We start from the raw sequence: 16,641 nt of genomic DNA on the forward strand, positions 1-16,641 counted from the left end.
GGTACTGCACTCGTGAGGGTGTGGGAGAGTAGGACACCGCCGGACAATCTTCCAGTCGAGGGGCGCCCCATCCGGGTCGGCCCTCGACTGCGTAGCGCCATTGGTGGCGCAATCAGGAAGGATGTACCTGTGAGTTCAGGACCGCAGGGCGGAGACCGTCCCCGTCGTTACGAAGACCGCACCGACGGCCCGGCTGGACGCGACCGTGGTGCGCGCCGCGACGACCGGCCCCCGTACCGGGGAGACCGGGACAACGCTGGCGGCGCCCGAGGCGGATACGCCGGCGGTCGTGATGGCGGTTCCCGTGGTGGCGACCGTGCTGGTGCGCCGCGTGACGGCGGTTTCCGCGGCGGCGATCGCGAGGGCGGCTTCCGCGGTGGTGACCGCCGCGAGGGTGGCGGCTTCCGTGGCGGCGACCGTGACGGATCGCGCTCGGGTGCGCCGCGTGAGGGCGGTTTCCGTGGCGGTGACCGCGAGGGCGGTTTCCGTGGTGGCGAGCGTCGTGAGGGTGGTTACCAGGGCGGTGGCGACCGTGGCCGTTCCGGCGCCCCCCGCGAGGGTGGTTTCCGTGGTGGCGACCGTGATGGGTCGCGTTCGGGTGCGCCGCGTGAGGGTGGCTTCCGTGGTGGCGACCGTGATGGGTCGCGTTCGGGTGCGCCGCGCGAGGGCGGCGGCGACCGCGATGGGTCGCGTTCGGGTGCGCCGCGTGAGGGCGGTTTCCGTGGTGGCGACCGCGAGGGCGGTTTCCGTGGTGGCGAGCGTCGTGAGGGTGGTTACCAGGGCGGTGGCGACCGTGGCCGTTCCGGCCCGCCCCGCGAGGGTGGCTTCCGCGGCGGAGACCGCGAGGGCTTCCGGGGCGGCGACCGTCGTGAGGGCGGCTTCCGTGGTGGCGACCGTTCTGAGGGCGGCTTCCGTGGCGGCGACCGTCGTGAAGGCGGTTTCCGTGGCGGCGATCGCGATGCCCCGCGTTCCGGCGCGCCGCGTGAGGGTGGTTTCCGTGGCGGTGACCGCGACGGTGGTTTCCGTGGCGGCGACCGCCGCGAGGGTGGCGGCTTCCGTGGCGGCGACCGTGATGGGTCGCGCTCGGGTGCGCCGCGTGAGGGTGGCTTCCGTGGCGGTGACCGCGAGGGCGGTTTCCGTGGTGGTGAGCGTCGTGAGGGTGGTTACCAGGGCGGTGGCGGCCGTGGCCGTTCCGGCCCGCCCCGCGAGGGTGGCTTCCGTGGCGGCGACCGCGAAGGTGGCTTCCGTGGCGGCGACCGTCGTGAGGGCGGTTTCCGGGGCGGTGACCGTGACGGCGGTTTCCGTGGCGGCGAGCGCCGCGAGGGCGGCTTCCGCGATGGCTCCCGCTCCGGTGCGCCGCGCGAGGGCGGCTTCCGTGGCGGCGACCGCGATGGGTCGCGCTCGGGTGCGCCGCGTGAGGGTGGTTTCCGTGGCGGCGACCGCGATGCCCCGCGTTCCGGTACGCCGCGCGAGGGTGGTTACCAGGGCGGTGGCGACCGTGGCCGTTCCGGCCCGCCCCGTGAGGGTGGCTTCCGCAGTGGTGACCGCGAGGGCTTCCGTGGCGGAGACCGTCGTGAGGGTGGCTTCCGTGGCGGCGACCGCGACGGCTCCCGTACGCCGCGTGAGGGTGGCTTCCGCGGTGGTGACCGTCGTGAGGGTGGTTACCAGGGTGGCGGCGACCGTGGCCGTTCCGGCCCGCCCCGCGAGGGTGGCTTCCGTGGCGGAGACCGCGAAGGTGGCTTCCGTGGCGGCGAGCGTGGTGGCTCGCGCCCGGGCGCACCGCGTGAGGGCGGCGACCGCGACGGCGGCTTCCGGGGCGGTGACCGTCGTGAGGGCGGCGCACCCCGCGAGGGCGGCTTCCGAGGCGGTGACCGTCGTGAGGGTGGCTTCCGCGGTGGGGACCGTGACGGTGGCTTCCGGGCCGACGAGCGGCCCCGTCGCGAGGGCGACTTCCGGCGCGACGACCGTGGCGCGGCCTCCGAGTCGTCCGAGGGTGGGCGCAGCCTGGCCCCGGCGTTGCCGGACGACATCGTCGCGACCGACCTGGACAAGGACGTCCGTGCCGAGCTGCTCTCGCTGAACAAGCCGGTTGCCGAGACGGTGGCCCGGCACCTGGTCGCCACCGGTCAGCTGATCGACGAGGACCCGGCCGAGGCGTTGGCGCACGCGCTGGCCGCCCGACGGCTCGCGTCGCGCATCTCCGCGGTCCGTGAGGCGGTCGGCCTGGCCGCGTACCACGCGGGGGAGTGGCAGACGGCGATCGCCGAGCTGCGGACGTACCACCGGATGACCGGCCTGCAGAGTCACCTGGCCGTGCTCGCCGACTGCGAGCGTGCCCTGGGCCGGCCGGAGCGGGCCATCGACCTGTTCCGCGGCGCCGACCAGGCGAAGCTGGACCAGGCCGTCGCGATCGAGCTGCTGATCGTCGCGGCCGGGGCACGGGGCGATCTCGGCCAGAAGGACGCCGCTGTCGCGATGCTCCAGGTGCCGGACCTCACCAGCGAGGCGACGGTGCCGTGGACGGCGCGACTGCGGTACGCGTACGCCGACGCGCTGCTCGCGGTGGGCCGACGTGAGGAGGCCCGCGAGTGGTTCTCCCGCGCCGCCGACGTGGACACCGAGGGCGAGACCGACGCCGCGGAGCGGTTGCTGGAACTCGACGGCGTCGTCATCGAAGGTGATGACGAGGACGAGGCCGAGGAGATCGCCGCTGGCCCGGGTGCGCCCGGCGCGGTGCCGGCCCAGCCGGACGCCGACCTGACCGCCGGCGACGTCCTCGACGCCGACGACCTCGAGGACGAGGACGACCTCGACGACGAGGACGACCTCGAGGACGACGACGACCTCGAGGACGACGACGACCTCGAGGACGACGACGAGGACGACGAGGACTACGACGACGACGAGGAGGACGGCGTCGCCGGCCGCTCGGACGAGCACGAGGGCGGCGAGGACGTCGCGGGCGACGACGAAGACGAAGACGTCGACGACCGCCACCCGGACGCGGGCGACGTCGCCCCGGCAGCCACCACGGACCGGAGCACGCCCGCCAGCGACGACAGCCGCGCAGGCGGCGCGGTGAACGGCGACGGGACCGCCCCCACCCGGGGTGACGAGCCGGAGTCGACGCAGCGGTGAGCGCGGACGCCGGGAAGCGGCTGATCGACGGGTACACCCTGGTGGTCTTCGACCTGGACGGGGTGATCTACCTGATCGACCGGCCGATTCCCGGCGCGGTCGACGCGGTGGCTCGGCTGCACGCCGAGGGGCGGGCGGTGGCGTACGCCACCAACAACGCCTCCCGCCGCTCCAGCGACGTCGCCGACCTGCTGACCGGGATGGGCGTGCCGGCGCGGCCGGAGGAGGTGCTCACTTCCGCCGCCGCGTCGGCCGAGCTGCTGCGCGAGCGCCTGCCTGCCGGAGCGCCGGTGCTGGTGGTCGGCGCGGAGGCGCTGCGCGCCGAGCTGCGCGCGGTCGGACTGACCCCGGTCACCCGCGCCGACGAGAAGCCGGCCGCGGTGGTGCAGGGCTACGGTCCGCAGGTCGGCTGGGCCGAGCTGGCCGAGGCGTCGATCGCCGTACGGGCCGGGGCGATCTGGGTCGCCACCAACACCGACCGGACGCTGCCCAGCGCCCGGGGCCCCCTGCCCGGCAACGGGTCGCTGGTCGCGGTGCTGCGAACCGCGTTGGAGCGGGACCCCGACCTGGTGGTCGGCAAGCCGGAGTCGGCGCTGTTCGAGACCGCCGCCCGGCGCGGCGACGGCGGCCGAGCCCTGGTCGTCGGGGACCGGTTGGACACCGACATCGAGGGCGCCCGCCGAGCGGGACTGGACAGCCTGCTCGTGCTCACCGGCGTCAGCGGCGTACCCGAGCTGCTCGCGGCCGAGCCACGACGGCGGCCCACGTACGTCGCGCGGGACCTGGCGGGGCTCTTCGACCCGGCGGCGGCCGTGCAGGTCCCGGGCTCGACGAACGGCGGCGGCTGGTCCGTCACCGACCGCGACGGGACGCTGGAACTGGCCGGCGCCGGCCGGGATCTGGACGCCCTCGCCGCGCTCTGCGCGGCGGCGTGGTCGGCTCCGGAGCTGCCGGCGATCCGCGCGGTGGGCCCGGACGCGGCTGCCGCGCTGGAGAGCTTCGGGTTGGCCACCGACGGGTGACGCCGTCGAGCGCGCTCGTCAGAGCAGCTTGCGCAGCTTCATCAGGTCGAACGGGTTGGCCTTGATCGACACCCGGCGGGAGGTGACCGCCTTGGTGACGTCCAGGTCACCTCGGACCAGGGCGAGCAGATCGTCGCTGGACGTGCTCAGCGCGATCTTGGCCTTCGGGTCGTCGCCGTCGGTCAGCTCGACCAGCCGGCCACCGCTGATCTTGCCGTGGAACGCCGTGTCCAGGTCGGTGATCCGGCAGGCCAACGTCCGGTCCAGGTCGATCCGGTCGCGGACCGTCTCGGCGTTGCGGTCCAACCGGGCGGCCAGCTCCTGCAACGCCTGCCGGCACTCGTCCACGCTGGCCACATCTCCCCCTCGCCGATCGCCACGCCGTCCCCGGCACCGTACCGCACGAGACAGTCCGGGGTGCCCGGTAGCGTGACACCTGCAGACCCCGCCCCATGGAAGGACTCAGGCATGCAGGACGCGTGGCGCGCCTACCTCGAACTGGCCCTGGGCCTGGCGGAGGCGCCCCGGAAGAAGGCCCAGGACGCGGTGCGTCGCCTCGTCGGCTCGGGCGGCGCGACCGCCGCCCAGCTGCAGGCCCTCGGCGAGGAGCTGGTCACCACCGGCGCCGCCAACCGGGAGGCGCTGACCAAGCTGGTCCGCTTCGAGGTCGACCGGGCCCTGGGCGCGGTCGGTCTGGCCACCGCCGACGAGGTGGCCGAGCTGACCCGACGCGTGCGCGACCTGGAACGGCAACTGCGCGAGGCGCGCGCCACCGAAATGGCCGCCGGGCCCGCCCCACAGCCGTCCGCGCCCTCGACCGGGCCCGCGCCGCAGCCGGATCCGACCCGCGCGGCGCAGCCCGGCAGCGGCCCGGTGCCGTCGGACGGCCCCGCCGGAGCGCCGGTCTCGGCGCCGGTGGCCAGGAAGGCCTCGGACGGCCCCGCCGCAGCGCCGGTCTCCGCGGTGGCCAAGAAGGCCGTCGCCAAGAAGGCGCTGGCCAAGAAGGCTGTCGCCAAGAAGGCCATCGTGAAGAAGCCGCCCGCGACGATCAGCCGGACCGACGACGACACCCCGCCGCCGGTCGTGCAGGACGACACCCCGACACCGGCGGTCATGCCGGCGAAGAAGGCCGCCCGTAAGCGCCGTCCGGACGGTGACTCGTGAGCGACGGCGCGCGTCCGGGCCCGCCGCCCGGCATCCGCCCCGGCCCGCCGGGAGGCTTCCGGCCCGGCCCGCCGCCGGCCGGGTCGTTCGCCGCCCGGCCCAGCCCGCCGGTGGGCGCCCGCCCCGGCCCGCTGCCCGAGGGCGTCGACGTCGGCGACGACACGGCCCGCCACCCGGCGGTGGACGCGGCCGTGCGGGCCATGGACAACGCGGCGACGCTCGCCCCGGCCGACCAGATCGCGCAGTACGAGGCGGCCTACGAGACGCTGCGCGAAACGCTCGCCACCATCGACCAGACCTGAGCAGGACGACCAGGTCGGACAGACCGGAGAACCACCCATGGCACGTCGCAACCGGCTGGACGCCGAACTCGTCCGCCGCGGGCTGGCCCGCTCGCGTGAGCAGGCCGCCGCGCTGGTCGAGGCCGGCCGGGTCCAGCTGCGCGGAGTGCTCGCGCGCAAGGCCGCCGCGATGGTCGACCCCGCCGATCCGCTGCTGGTCACCGGCGAGGACCCGACCGAGGAGTACGTCTCCCGGGGCGGGCACAAGCTCGCGGGCGCGTTGGCGGCGTTCGAGACCGGTGGGCTACGCGTCGCCGGCCGGCGCTGCCTGGACGCCGGCGCGTCGACCGGGGGCTTCACCGACGTGCTGCTGCGCGCCGGCGCCGCCGAGGTGGTGGCCGTGGACGTCGGCTACGGGCAGCTCGCCTGGTCGCTGCGCACCGACGAGCGCGTCCGCGTCCTGGAACGCACCAACGTCCGTACCCTCGTCGCGGACGCGATCGGCGGGCCGGTCGATCTGACGGTGGCCGACCTGTCGTTCATCTCGTTGCGGTTGGTGCTGCCGGCCCTGGCCGGCTGCACCCGCGACGACGGCGACCTGGCGCTGATGGTGAAGCCGCAGTTCGAGGTGGGCAAGGAGCGGGTCGGCGCCGGCGGCGTCGTCCGCGACCCGGCGCTGCGCGCCGAGGCGGTGCTCGACGTGGCCGCCGCAGCGGCTCAGCTCGGCCTCGGGTTGACCGACGTGGCGGCCAGCCCGCTGCCCGGGCCCAGCGGCAACGTCGAGTTCTTCGTATGGTTGCGCCGGGGCGCACCACCGGCCGACCCGCAGCGCGTGCGGGCCGTGGTGGAGGCCGGGCCGGACGGCCCGACGACGGCCGGCGACGTGCCGGGCGTGGCGGCGGAGGAGGTCGCAGGGTGAACGCGTACAGCGAGCGGCGCACGACGGCACGCGGCCGTGCCGGGGCGGCGGCGACGGCAGTGTGCCGTCCGATGGCGGACGGGCGGCCGCTCCGATGAGCCGCACGGCGCTGCTGGTGACCCACACCGGCCGTCGACGCAGCACCCAGCACGCCCGGTCGGTCGCCGCCGACCTCATCGCCGCGGGCTTCGAGGTGCGGGTCATCGCCGAGGAGGCCGACGACCTCGACCTGCCCGGGATGGTTCCGGTCACCGGCCCGGAGGCCGCCGAGGGCGCCGAGATCGTCTTCGCGCTCGGTGGGGACGGCACCTTCCTGCGCGCGGCCGAGCTGGCCCGCCCGGCGAAGGCGCCGCTGCTCGGCATCAACCTCGGCAAGGTGGGCTTCCTCGCCGAGGCGGAGATCAACGATCTGGACACCGCGGTCCGGGACGTCGTCGAGCGCAACTACACCGTGCACGAGCGGCTCACGCTCGACGTCACGGCCGAGTTCGACGGTGGCCCGACCATCGAGTCCTGGGCGCTCAACGAGATCAGCGTCGAAAAGGGGGAGCGGGCGCAGATGCTCGAACTCCTCGTCGACGTGGACGGCCGCCCGCTGTCCCGCTACGGGTGCGACGGCGTGGTCTGCGCCACCCCCACCGGCTCCACCGCCTACGCGTTCTCCGGCGGCGGTCCGGTGGTCTGGCCGGAGGTGGAGGCCCTGCTGCTGGTGCCGATCAGCGCGCACGCGTTGTTCAGCCGCCCCCTGGTCACCGCACCCACGTCGACGTTCATCATCACCGTCGACCCGTTCACCACCCTCGCCGTGCTCGCCTGCGACGGCCGGCGGGTCTACGACCTGCCGCCCGGCGCCCGGGTGACGGTGCGTCGAGGCGCCCTGCCGGTGCGCATCGTCCGGCTGCGCGCCCGTCCGTTCACCGACCGGCTGGTCGCCAAGTTCGGTCTGCCGGTGCACGGGTGGCGGGGCAGCCGCCGGTGACTGTGGGGCACACCGTCGGTGTCCGGCGGTTGTCCACCTGACGACATGTCGCCGCTGCGGCGGCGCAAGGCTAGTGACCTGGTTGTGCGCTGCGTCGCAGACTCCGATCGGTCCTCATCTACGGATGGCGGGCCCACCGGAGTTTAAGGAGCGCATCGCATGCACTGGTCCCCCCGCTGGCTCAGCGCCGGCGCGGTCGGCGCGCTGGTGGTCGGCCTCGCCGCACCGGCGTCCGCCGAGCCGCCCGTCCCGCCCACCGGCCCGAGCCTGGGCACGTCCGCCCCGGGCGCCGCGCCCGTCCGCATCACCCTCATCACCGGCGACCAGGTCGAGCTGGCGCCGGCCGCGCCGGGCCGGGTCGCCGCCACCGTACGCCCGGGACCCGGGCGTGAGCGGGTCATCTTCCAGACCCTGGAGGTCGACGGCGGGCTGCGGGTGCTGCCCAGCGACGCCCTGCCCTACGTCTCCAGCGGCGTCCTCGACGCCAACCTGTTCGACGTGCAGGAGTTGGCCGCCGACGGCTACGGCGACGCCGCGCAGGGCGCCCTGCCGCTGATCGTGCGCTACCAGGAGCAGGCGGCCGGCCGGGTCCGGCCGCTCGGCGGCGTCACCGACGCCCGCCCCCTGGAGAGCATCAACGGCGCCGCGTTGCGGGTCGGCAAGGCCAACCTCGGTGGACTGTGGAGCACCCTCGCCGGCACGCCGACGAGCCGGACCACGGCCGCCGCGCCCCGCCTGGGCGGCGGTATCGCTTACGTCTGGCTGGACGGGCGGGTGCACCCGACGCTGGAGCACAGCGTCCCGCAGATCGGCGCCCCGACGGCCTGGGCGGCCGGCCGCGACGGCAGCGGCGTGAAGGTGGCCGTACTCGACACCGGCGTCGACGCCACCCACCCCGACCTGGCCGGACGGATCGCCGAGGCGCGGGACTTCTCCGGCAGCGGCAGCGCCCGCGACGGCCACGGCCACGGCACGCACGTCGCGGCCACCATCGCGGGCAGCGGCGCCGCGTCGGCGGGGCTGCGCAAGGGCGTCGCGCCGGGCGCGCGACTGCTGGTCGGCAAGGTGCTCGACGACGCCGGCTCGGGCTACGACTCGGCCATCATCGCCGGCATGGAGTGGGCCGCCCACTCCGGCGCGAAGGTCGTCAGCATGAGCCTCGGCGGCGACCCGACCGACGGCACCGACCCGATGAGCCAGGCGGTGAACGACCTGACCGCCGAGACCGGCGCGCTCTTCGTGGTCGCCGCCGGCAACGCGGGCGCGGCGCGTACCGTCGGCTCGCCGGGCGCGGCCGCGGCGGCCCTCACCGTCGGCGCGGTGGACCGCGACGACAACCTGGCCGAGTTTTCCAGCCGTGGGCCGCGCCTGGGCGACAACGGCCTGAAGCCGGAGATCACCGCGCCGGGCGTCGGCATCGTCGCCGCGCGGGCCGCCGGCACCACCATGGGTACGCCGGTGGGCGACGCCTACACGACCGCGTCCGGCACCTCGATGGCCACCCCGCACGTGGCGGGCGCGGCGGCGATCCTCGCGCAGGACCACCCGGACTGGTCCGCCGGCAAGCTGAAGGACGCGCTGGTCAGCACCACCAAGGCGAACCCGGCGCTGACCGTCTTCGAGCAGGGCGGCGGTCGGGTCGACGTGGCGCGGGCGCTCACGCAGCGGGTGTACGCCTCGGCCACCGCCGACTTCGGCCGGATCACCACCGGTGGCGCGGCGGTGCAGCGCACCGTGACGTACACCAACGACACGACGGGCGCGCAGACCCTGCGGCTGGCCCTGGACCTGCGCAACCTGGACAGCGGCGCGGCCGAGAACGACGGGGTCGCCGTCGCGTCCGGCGAGGTGACCGTGCCGGCGGGCGGCAGCGTGGCGGTGCCGCTGCGCGCCGACCCGGCGAAACTGGCCCGGGGCCCGCACGGGGGATGGCTGGTGGCGACCGGCGCGGACGGCGTCGCCGTGCGCACGCCGGTGGGCCTCACCGTCAGCGGTCCGATCCACGACGTCACGATCAAGGTGCTGGGCCGGCAGGGTCAGTTGACCCTCTCGCCTGCGCTGACCCTCTTCGGTGAGCAGCCCGAGTCGGACTACTGGGGCTGGTGGCCGGGCGAGGGCACCCTGCGGGTCGAGGAGGGCACGTACCTGCTGACCGCGCTGGTCGAGCACGGTGCTCCCCTGGACGAGCAGCTGACCGAGGCCGTCGAGCCGGAGCTGACCGTCGACCGGGACCTGACCGTGGTGCTCGACGCCCGCAAGGGCACGCCGGTGCGGATCGAGACGCCGAAGCCCAGCGAGCAGCGGGCCACGCTCAGCTTCTACGTGCACCGGGTGTTGGGCAACGGCCGGCAGATCGACCACGGCGTCATGGCCTACAGCACCATTCAGGAGGTCAATGTCACGCCGACCCGCCAGGTACGCCAGGGCGAGTTCGAGTTCGCCTCCCGCTGGCAGCTCGTCGCGCCCATGGTGGACGCCACGATCAGCGGGGTGTCCGGCCCGTCGGACATCAACCTGCTGGGCACGTCCCCGGCGCCGACCGGTCGACGGAAGCTGCCGCTGGTCTGGGCCGGCACCGGAACCCCGGCCGAGCTGGCCCGGGTGCGGGGCGCGGCGGCGCTGTTCGCCGCCGACCCGAACCGTAACGAGAATGAGCAGGTGGCCGCGGCGGCGGCGGCCGGCGCCGCGGCGGTACTGATCGTCCGGCCCGAGGACCAGAGCCCGTGGACGGTCTGGCGGCCGGCGGGGGAGCGGCTGCCCATCCCGGCGATGGTCGTCGCGTACGACGACGGGCAGCGGCTGATCGCGGCGGCGCGCAAGGGCCGGGCGACGCTGGACCTGACGCTGACCGTGGACAGCCCGTACCTGTACGACGTGTGGCAGGTGTCGAAGGGCCGGGTGCCGGAGCGGATCGTGCACAGGGTGACCGCGAAGAACACCGCCGAGGTGACCGCCCGCTACGGCGACACGGGCGCGGGCTGGGCCACCGAGGAGCGGTTCGGCTGGCGTCCGTGGCAGGAGTACTCCTGGAACGACGACCAGCGCCTGGTCCGCAACGGGACCACCCGGCAGGAGTTCGTCAGCGCCGGGGACTCCTGGTGGCAGCACCGGGTGCTGCACAAGCAGATGTACATGCAGTGGGGGCAGCTGACCGGTGGGCTGACCCAGGAGCCCCGGCGGTACGCCGCCGACGACCGGGAGACCGAGACCTGGCACGCGCCGGTGGTCCGTCCGGCCGTGCCGGCCAGCGGGGCGCCGGTGCCCACCCGGACGGGCGACAGCCTGGACGTGCGGGTCCCCGAGTTCGTCGACGCCGACGGGCACTACAGCGTGGCCGGCAACAGCGAGGAGGCGGACACCGTCGAGGCTCGCCTCAGCCGCGACGGTCAGCAGATCGCCGACCTGTCCGGCGGCTGGGCGCCGGTGCCGACCACCGCCGGGGTGGCCCGCTACCGCCTCGACGTGACGACGCGCCGGGCCTCGAACGAGTGGCGTTACGCCACCCGCACCGACACGGCGTGGCAGTTCAGCTCGGCCCGGCCGGCGGGTGACGCCGCCGTGCCGCTGTCGCTGCTGCAGGTGGACTACCGGGTGCCGGCCGACCTGCTCGGCACCGTACCCGGCAACCGACCGCACCAGCTGGGGCTGACCCTGCGCCAGCCGACCGGAGTCGCCGCGCCGACGGGCACCAGCCTGACGGTGCAGGTCTCCTTCGACGAGGGCGTCACCTGGCGGTCCGCGCCGACCAGAGGGTCGGGGACCCGCTGGACCGCGACCGTGCCGGCCGGGCGCGCAACCGTGTCGCTGCGGGTGCACGCCACCGACCGCAACGGGAACTCCGTCGACCAGACGGTGCTGCGCGCGTACGGGTTGCGCTGACTCCGAGCGTGTCCGGCCGGGCCCGCCGTCGCTTCGGACGGCGGGCCCGGCCGCGTTCAGAGCCAGCCGCGCCGGGCGACCTGGAACGCCAGCCCGGGTCGGGTGTCCACGCCAGCGGCGTCCATCAGGTCGGCGAGGCGCCGCTGCACCGTCCGGCGGCTCACCCCGAGCTGGGAGGCGATGGACTTGTCCGGTACGCCGGCCACGAACAGCGACAGCAGCCGGGCCTCGTCGGCGTCGGGCTGGTAGCCGTCGACCTGACGGTCGTCGGCCTCGTCGCGCCGGCTCTCGGTCGCGGCGAGCGGGTCGTCGAGTCGCAGCCGGGTGGCCACCCGCCAGTGGCTCTCGAAGAGGGCGAGCAGCGCGTCGAGCAGTTGGCTGCGGCCGATCACCGCGGCGCTCGGCTCGCCGCCGTCGCGGTCGGCCACCAGCGGGCAGATGGCGGTACGCGCGTCCACGATGGCCAGTCGGACCGGCAGCCGGTCCAGCACGCGGGCCTGCTCGCCGGCGGCCACCCCCTTGGCCAGGTCGGCCAGCGCGCCCGGCTCCAGCAGCAGGTCCCGTTCGTAGATGGCCCGGTAGCTCACCCCGCGGGCCAGCGCGTCGAACTCCTCGACGTTCTCCGGGCCGGCCATGGCGAGGGGGTTCGCCCGGCAGAACCACAGCACCTCGTCGCGGGCCGAGTTCTGCAGGTCGCGCAGCCGGTCGCGCAGCACCCGACCGCCCCGGATCACCTCGACCAGGTGGTCCACGTGGTGGCGGCGCAGCCCGGAGCGGTACTCCTCGGCCAGTTGGGTGACCCGGCGCCGGGCCGCCTCCAGGTCCTCCTGGCGGCGCAGCAGCGTCGCGCCGAGGGCGACGTCCGGGGCGGTCGGGCGCAGCGGGGCGTCCGGGTCGTTGTCGGTGGGCTGCACCAGCCCCTTGGCCCGCAGCGCCTCGACCTGCTCGACGACCTGCGCCCGGGGCCGTCGCAGCCGGCGGACCAGCTCGTCGACGCGGGCCGTGGTGAGTTGGAGCAGGCAGCGGTAGAGCTCCTCCTCGGCGGGGGTCAGGCCGATCACGTCCGACACGGGGCAAGACTGTACGTCGGTAAGGTGCGGGCCGTGCCGGGGCCCGGCCGTGGGGCCCGTCGGCTGGTCAAGTGTCGGGCCTCGCGTCTACTGTCGGTGGCTGTGCTGGAAGAGCTGCGCATCACCGGGCTGGGCGTCATCGAGGACACCACGCTGCCGTTGACCGGCGGCATGAACGTCATCACCGGCGAGACCGGTGCGGGCAAGACGATGGTGGTGACCGGCCTCGGCCTGCTCTTCGGCGGCCGGGCCGACGCCGGGCGGGTCCGCGCCCAACCCGGTCGGGCGGTGGTGGAGGGGCGGCTGCGGCTGCACGGGCGGGTCGCCGACTCCGTGCACGCGCGGATCACCGAGGCCGGCGGCGAGCCCGACGAGGACGGCTCGGTGCTGCTGAGCCGCACGGTGACGGTGGAGGGGCGCTCGCGCGCCCACGTCGGCGGCCGGAGCATGCCGGTGTCGATGCTCGGTGAGGTCGGCGAGCAGGCGGTGGCCGTGCACGGCCAGTCCGACCAGCTGCGGCTGCTGCGCCCGGCCGAGCAGCGGGCCGCACTGGACCGGTTCGCCGGCCCCGCCCACGAGAAGCTGCTCGACGCGCTGCGCGAGGCGTACACGGGGTGGCGTCGGGTGGTCGACGACCTGGCCGACCGGCGGCGCAACGCCCGCGAGCGCAGCCAGGAGGCCGACCTGCTGCGGCTGGGCCTCGACGAGATCACCCGGGTCGATCCGCAGCCCGGTGAGGACGACGAGCTGAAGACCGAGGCGCAACGGCTGGAGCACGCCGAGGGCCTGCGGACAGCCGCGCAGATCGCCCAGCAGTGCGTGGCCGGTGGCGTGGAGGTTGCCGACGAGACTCCGGACGCGGCGGCGCTGCTCGGCACCGCCCGGCGGACCCTGGAGGCGCAGTCCGGCACCGATCCGGCGCTCGGTGAACTGGCCGCCCGCCTGGAGGAGGCGGCCACGCTGGTCACCGACGTGTCCGCGGAGCTGTCGACGTACCTGGCGGCGCTGGACGCGGACCCGGCCCGGTTGCAGCACGTCTACGAGCGGCGGGCGGCGCTGCGCGCGTTGACCCGTAAGTACGCCGACGACGTCGACGGGGTGATCGCCTGGGCCGATCGGGCGCGCACCCGACTGTCCGACCTGGACATGTCCGACGACGTGCTCGACGAGTTGGAGCGGGAGGGTCAGCGACTCGCCGTCGAGGTGGCCGACCTCGCCGGCCGGGTGTCCGCTTCCCGGCAGGAGGCGGCGGTCCGCTTCGCCGACCAGGTCACCGTCGAGTTGGCCGGTCTGGCCATGCCGCACGCGCGGATCGAGGTGGCGGTGCTGCCCCGTCCGGCCGGGCGGGCCGAGCCGACGCTCTCGGTCAACGGCGTCGAGGTGGGTGTCACCCCGGACGGTGGTGACGAGGTGGAGCTGCGGTTGCTGGCCCACCCGGGCGCGCCGTCGCTGCCGTTGCAGCGCGGCGCCTCCGGCGGTGAGCTGTCCCGGGTGATGCTCGCCATCGAGGTGGTGTTCGCCGGCTCGGGCGGCCCGCCGACGTTGGTCTTCGACGAGGTCGACGCGGGGGTCGGCGGGCAGGCGGCGGTGGAGATCGGCCGCCGGCTGGCCCGGTTGGCCCGCAGCCACCAGGTGCTGGTCGTCACGCACCTGCCGCAGGTGGCCGCGTTCGCCGACCGGCACCTGGTGGTGGCGAAGGACACCGGCGGCGCGGTGACCACCAGCGGGGTGCGGGTCGTGGAGGACACCGAACGCGCCCGCGAGCTGGCCCGGATGCTCGCCGGTTTGCCCGATTCGGATCTGGGTATCGCCCACGCCGAGGAGCTGCTGGCCGTGGCCGCCAAGGAAAGGCGGTTGTGACGCCGCGTATTGTGAGCGCAAGCACACCGGCTTGTGCCGACGTGTGCTTCCCTGGGTAGGCGGCCCTGCTCAGGCATGTCGCGACAGAAAAGCCTGCCTCACATGCCAGGATGGTCACGATGCGTCTACCCACGTTGCGCCGGAACCGAAACGCGGAGCCGGGCAGAGTCCTCGGCACCGCGCGCCTTGATCGCCGGACGAAACGGCTGGTCGGCCGGCTGCGCCCCGGTGACATCGCGGTCATCGACCACGTCGACCTGGACCGGGTGGCGGCCGACTCGTTGGTCGCTGTCGGTGTCGCGGCGGTGCTCAACGCCAAGCCGTCGGTCTCCGGCCGCTACCCCAACCTCGGGCCGGAGGTGCTGATCGCCGCCGGCATCCCGCTCCTGGACGATCTCGGGGAGGGCGTCTTCGAGCGGATCCGCGAGGGCGACCAGGTCCGGATCGAGGGCAACACCGTCTTCGCCGGCGAGGAGCCGGTGGCGCACGGCACCCTGCAGGACGCCGAGTCGGTCGCCAAGGCGATGTCCGACGCCCGGGAGGGGCTGTCGGTGCAGTTGGAGGCGTTCGCCGCCAACACGATGGACTACCTGCGCCAGGAACGCGACCTGCTGCTCGACGGCGTCGGCGTTCCGGACATCCAGACTCAGATCCAGGGTCGGCACTGCCTGATCGTGGTGCGCGGCTACGACTACAAGGCCGACCTGGACGTGCTGCGCCCGTACATCCGGGAGTTCAAGCCGGTGCTGATCGGCGTGGACGGCGGCGCGGACGCGCTGGTCGAGGCCGGGTACACCCCTGACATGATCATCGGTGACATGGATTCGGTCACCGACGACGTGCTGCGCTGCGGCGCCGAGGTGATCGTGCACGCCTACCCCGACGGGCGGGCGCCCGGCCTGCCCCGGGTCAACGGCCTCGGCGTCCCGGCCATCACCTTCCCGGCCGCGGCGACCAGCGAGGACCTGGCGATGCTGCTGGCCGACGAAAAGGGCGCGTCCCTGCTCGTCGCGGTCGGCACCCACGCCACGCTCGTCGAGTTCCTGGACAAGGGGCGCGGCGGAATGGCCTCCACGTTCCTGACCCGGTTGAAGGTCGGGGGCAAGCTGGTCGACGCCAAGGGGGTGAGCCGGCTCTACCGGCAGAGCATCTCCGGCTCGTCGCTGCTGCTGCTGGTGCTCTCGGCGATCGCGGCGATGGCCTCCGCGGTGGCCGTCTCCACCGTCGGGAAGGCGTACCTGGGTGTGGTCGCCGAGTGGTGGGACAATTTCGTGTTCCAGCTGTACCGGCTCTTCTAGTTCCCGACCGATCAAGAGGCTGCAAGCGTGATCAACTTCCGCTACCACGTGGTGTCCCTCACCGCGGTGTTCCTGGCTCTGGCGATCGGTCTGGTGGTCGGCACAGCCGCCCTCAACGGCCCGGTCGCCGACTCGCTCAAGGAGCAGGTCACCGGTCTGCGCAAGGACAACCAGCAGTTGCGTCAGCAGGTCAACAGCATGGAGAAGCAGCTCGGTCTGGAGGAGGAGTTCGCCGAGCAGGTGTCCCAGGTCGTCCTGCCGGGCACCCTCACCGGGCGCCGGGTGGTGGTGCTCAGCCTGCCCAACGGGCGCGACCACACCGAGGGCGTGCTCAAGAAGCTCCAGCTGGCCGGCGCCACCATCACCGGCCGGGTCGACCTGCAGGACAAGTTCATCAACCCGGACAACAACTCCAACCTGCTGGAGCTGGCCGTCACCGCCGCGCGGCCGACCGCGCAGACCACCGGCCTGCCGGGCAACGGCCACGGCGTGGAGACCTCCAGCGCGCTGCTGGCCAGCGTCCTGCTGGACCGTGCCCAGGGCACCGCGCCGGTCAGCGACGCCGACCGGCGGGCGGTGCTCGCCGCGTACAACAACGCCGGCTACCTGACCACCGACAACAACAAGGTCACCGGGCCGGCCGAGGCCGTCGTCGTGGTCAGCGGGCAGCCGTACGTCGACAAGGACTCCGAGAAGCGGGACGAGTCGGTCGTCAAGATCGCCGAACAGTTCGACCGGACCGGGTCGATCGTGGTGGGCGGCAACGGCTCCGCCGGTGGCAACGTGGTGTCCGTGGTCCGCGGTGACCCGGTGCTGTCGCAGACCATCTCCACGGTCGACAACGCCAACACCGTGCAGGGTCAACTGGTCACCAGCCTCGCCCTGGTGCAGCAGCTCACCGAGAAGAAGGCCGGCCAGTACGGCGTCGGCGACAATGCCGCGTCCCTGCTGCCTAGACTGCCCCAGTGAGCGAACGACGTACCCCGGTGTCCGGAACCGACGCGCCTGAGCGGGCGACCCTGCGCCCGAGC

At 74.3% G+C, this 16,641-nt stretch carries 12 protein-coding genes; 10 read left to right on the forward strand and 2 right to left on the reverse strand.

The genetic code is table 11. The annotated features are described in order from the left end of the window. The first annotated feature begins 2,100 nt into the window (after positions 1–2,100). Together ABZT87_RS29195 and ABZT87_RS29200 are read left to right on the forward strand one after the other, a co-directional pair. A complete protein-coding gene (locus tag ABZT87_RS29195; RefSeq protein WP_355139510.1) occupies positions 2,101–3,138 on the forward strand; it encodes a hypothetical protein in 1,038 nt (345 codons plus the stop codon). Continuing rightward, a complete protein-coding gene (locus tag ABZT87_RS29200) occupies positions 3,135–4,160 on the forward strand; it encodes an HAD-IIA family hydrolase (protein ID WP_354861615.1) in 1,026 nt (341 codons plus the stop codon). The genes ABZT87_RS29195 and ABZT87_RS29200 overlap by 4 nt, the downstream gene beginning before the upstream one ends. An 18-nt stretch (positions 4,161–4,178) precedes the next feature. Here the strand turns inward: ABZT87_RS29200 and ABZT87_RS29205 are convergent, their stop codons facing one another. Beyond that, complete coding sequence (locus tag ABZT87_RS29205; RefSeq protein ID WP_354861616.1) at positions 4,179–4,517, reverse strand: SCP2 sterol-binding domain-containing protein; 339 nt, start codon at positions 4,515–4,517, stop codon at positions 4,179–4,181. 111 nt (positions 4,518–4,628) lie between these two features. Between ABZT87_RS29205 and ABZT87_RS29210 the strand changes: the two genes are divergently transcribed. The 5 genes from ABZT87_RS29210 (at position 4,629) to ABZT87_RS29230 (ending at position 11,382) form a co-directional block, all read left to right on the forward strand. Then, positions 4,629–5,324 (forward strand): hypothetical protein, encoded by a 696-nt coding sequence (locus ABZT87_RS29210; RefSeq protein WP_355139512.1) that lies wholly within the window; start codon positions 4,629–4,631, stop codon positions 5,322–5,324. Continuing rightward, positions 5,321–5,626, forward strand: a complete 306-nt coding sequence (locus tag ABZT87_RS29215) for a hypothetical protein (protein WP_355139514.1) — start codon at positions 5,321–5,323, stop codon at positions 5,624–5,626. Before ABZT87_RS29210 ends, ABZT87_RS29215 begins: the two co-directional genes overlap by 4 nt. Positions 5,627–5,663: 37 nt before the next feature. Continuing rightward, the gene (locus tag ABZT87_RS29220; protein WP_355139516.1) at positions 5,664–6,524 is read left to right on the forward strand and encodes a TlyA family RNA methyltransferase; all 861 of its coding nucleotides are present in this window, start codon (positions 5,664–5,666) and stop codon (positions 6,522–6,524) included. A gap of 94 nt (positions 6,525–6,618) precedes the next feature. Continuing rightward, positions 6,619–7,503, forward strand: coding sequence for an NAD kinase (locus ABZT87_RS29225; protein ID WP_355139518.1), 885 nt, complete (start codon positions 6,619–6,621; stop codon positions 7,501–7,503). A gap of 159 nt (positions 7,504–7,662) precedes the next feature. Further along, positions 7,663–11,382 (forward strand): S8 family serine peptidase, encoded by a 3,720-nt coding sequence (locus tag ABZT87_RS29230; protein ID WP_355139520.1) that lies wholly within the window; start codon positions 7,663–7,665, stop codon positions 11,380–11,382. A gap of 56 nt (positions 11,383–11,438) precedes the next feature. On the opposite strand, the gene ABZT87_RS29235 is transcribed toward ABZT87_RS29230, so the two are convergent. Next, positions 11,439–12,452, reverse strand: a complete 1,014-nt coding sequence (locus ABZT87_RS29235; RefSeq protein ID WP_355139522.1) for a helix-turn-helix domain-containing protein — start codon at positions 12,450–12,452, stop codon at positions 11,439–11,441. A gap of 102 nt (positions 12,453–12,554) precedes the next feature. Between ABZT87_RS29235 and recN the strand changes: the two genes are divergently transcribed. The 3 genes from recN (at position 12,555) to ABZT87_RS29250 (ending at position 16,579) form a co-directional block, all read left to right on the forward strand. Beyond that, the gene (gene recN / locus ABZT87_RS29240; protein WP_355139611.1) at positions 12,555–14,312 is read left to right on the forward strand and encodes a DNA repair protein RecN; all 1,758 of its coding nucleotides are present in this window, start codon (positions 12,555–12,557) and stop codon (positions 14,310–14,312) included. A 119-nt stretch (positions 14,313–14,431) separates the two neighbouring features. Then, a complete protein-coding gene (gene steA, locus ABZT87_RS29245) occupies positions 14,432–15,610 on the forward strand; it encodes a putative cytokinetic ring protein SteA (protein ID WP_234591007.1) in 1,179 nt (392 codons plus the stop codon). A gap of 27 nt (positions 15,611–15,637) precedes the next feature. Next, on the forward strand, positions 15,638–16,579 hold the full coding sequence (locus tag ABZT87_RS29250) for a copper transporter (protein ID WP_355139524.1): 942 nt from the start codon (positions 15,638–15,640) through the stop codon (positions 16,577–16,579). Positions 16,580–16,641: the final 62 nt, after the last annotated feature.

Origin of the sequence: Micromonospora sp. NPDC005237, from assembly GCF_040607775.1 — a bacterium.
GTDB lineage: Bacteria > Actinomycetota > Actinomycetes > Mycobacteriales > Micromonosporaceae > Micromonospora.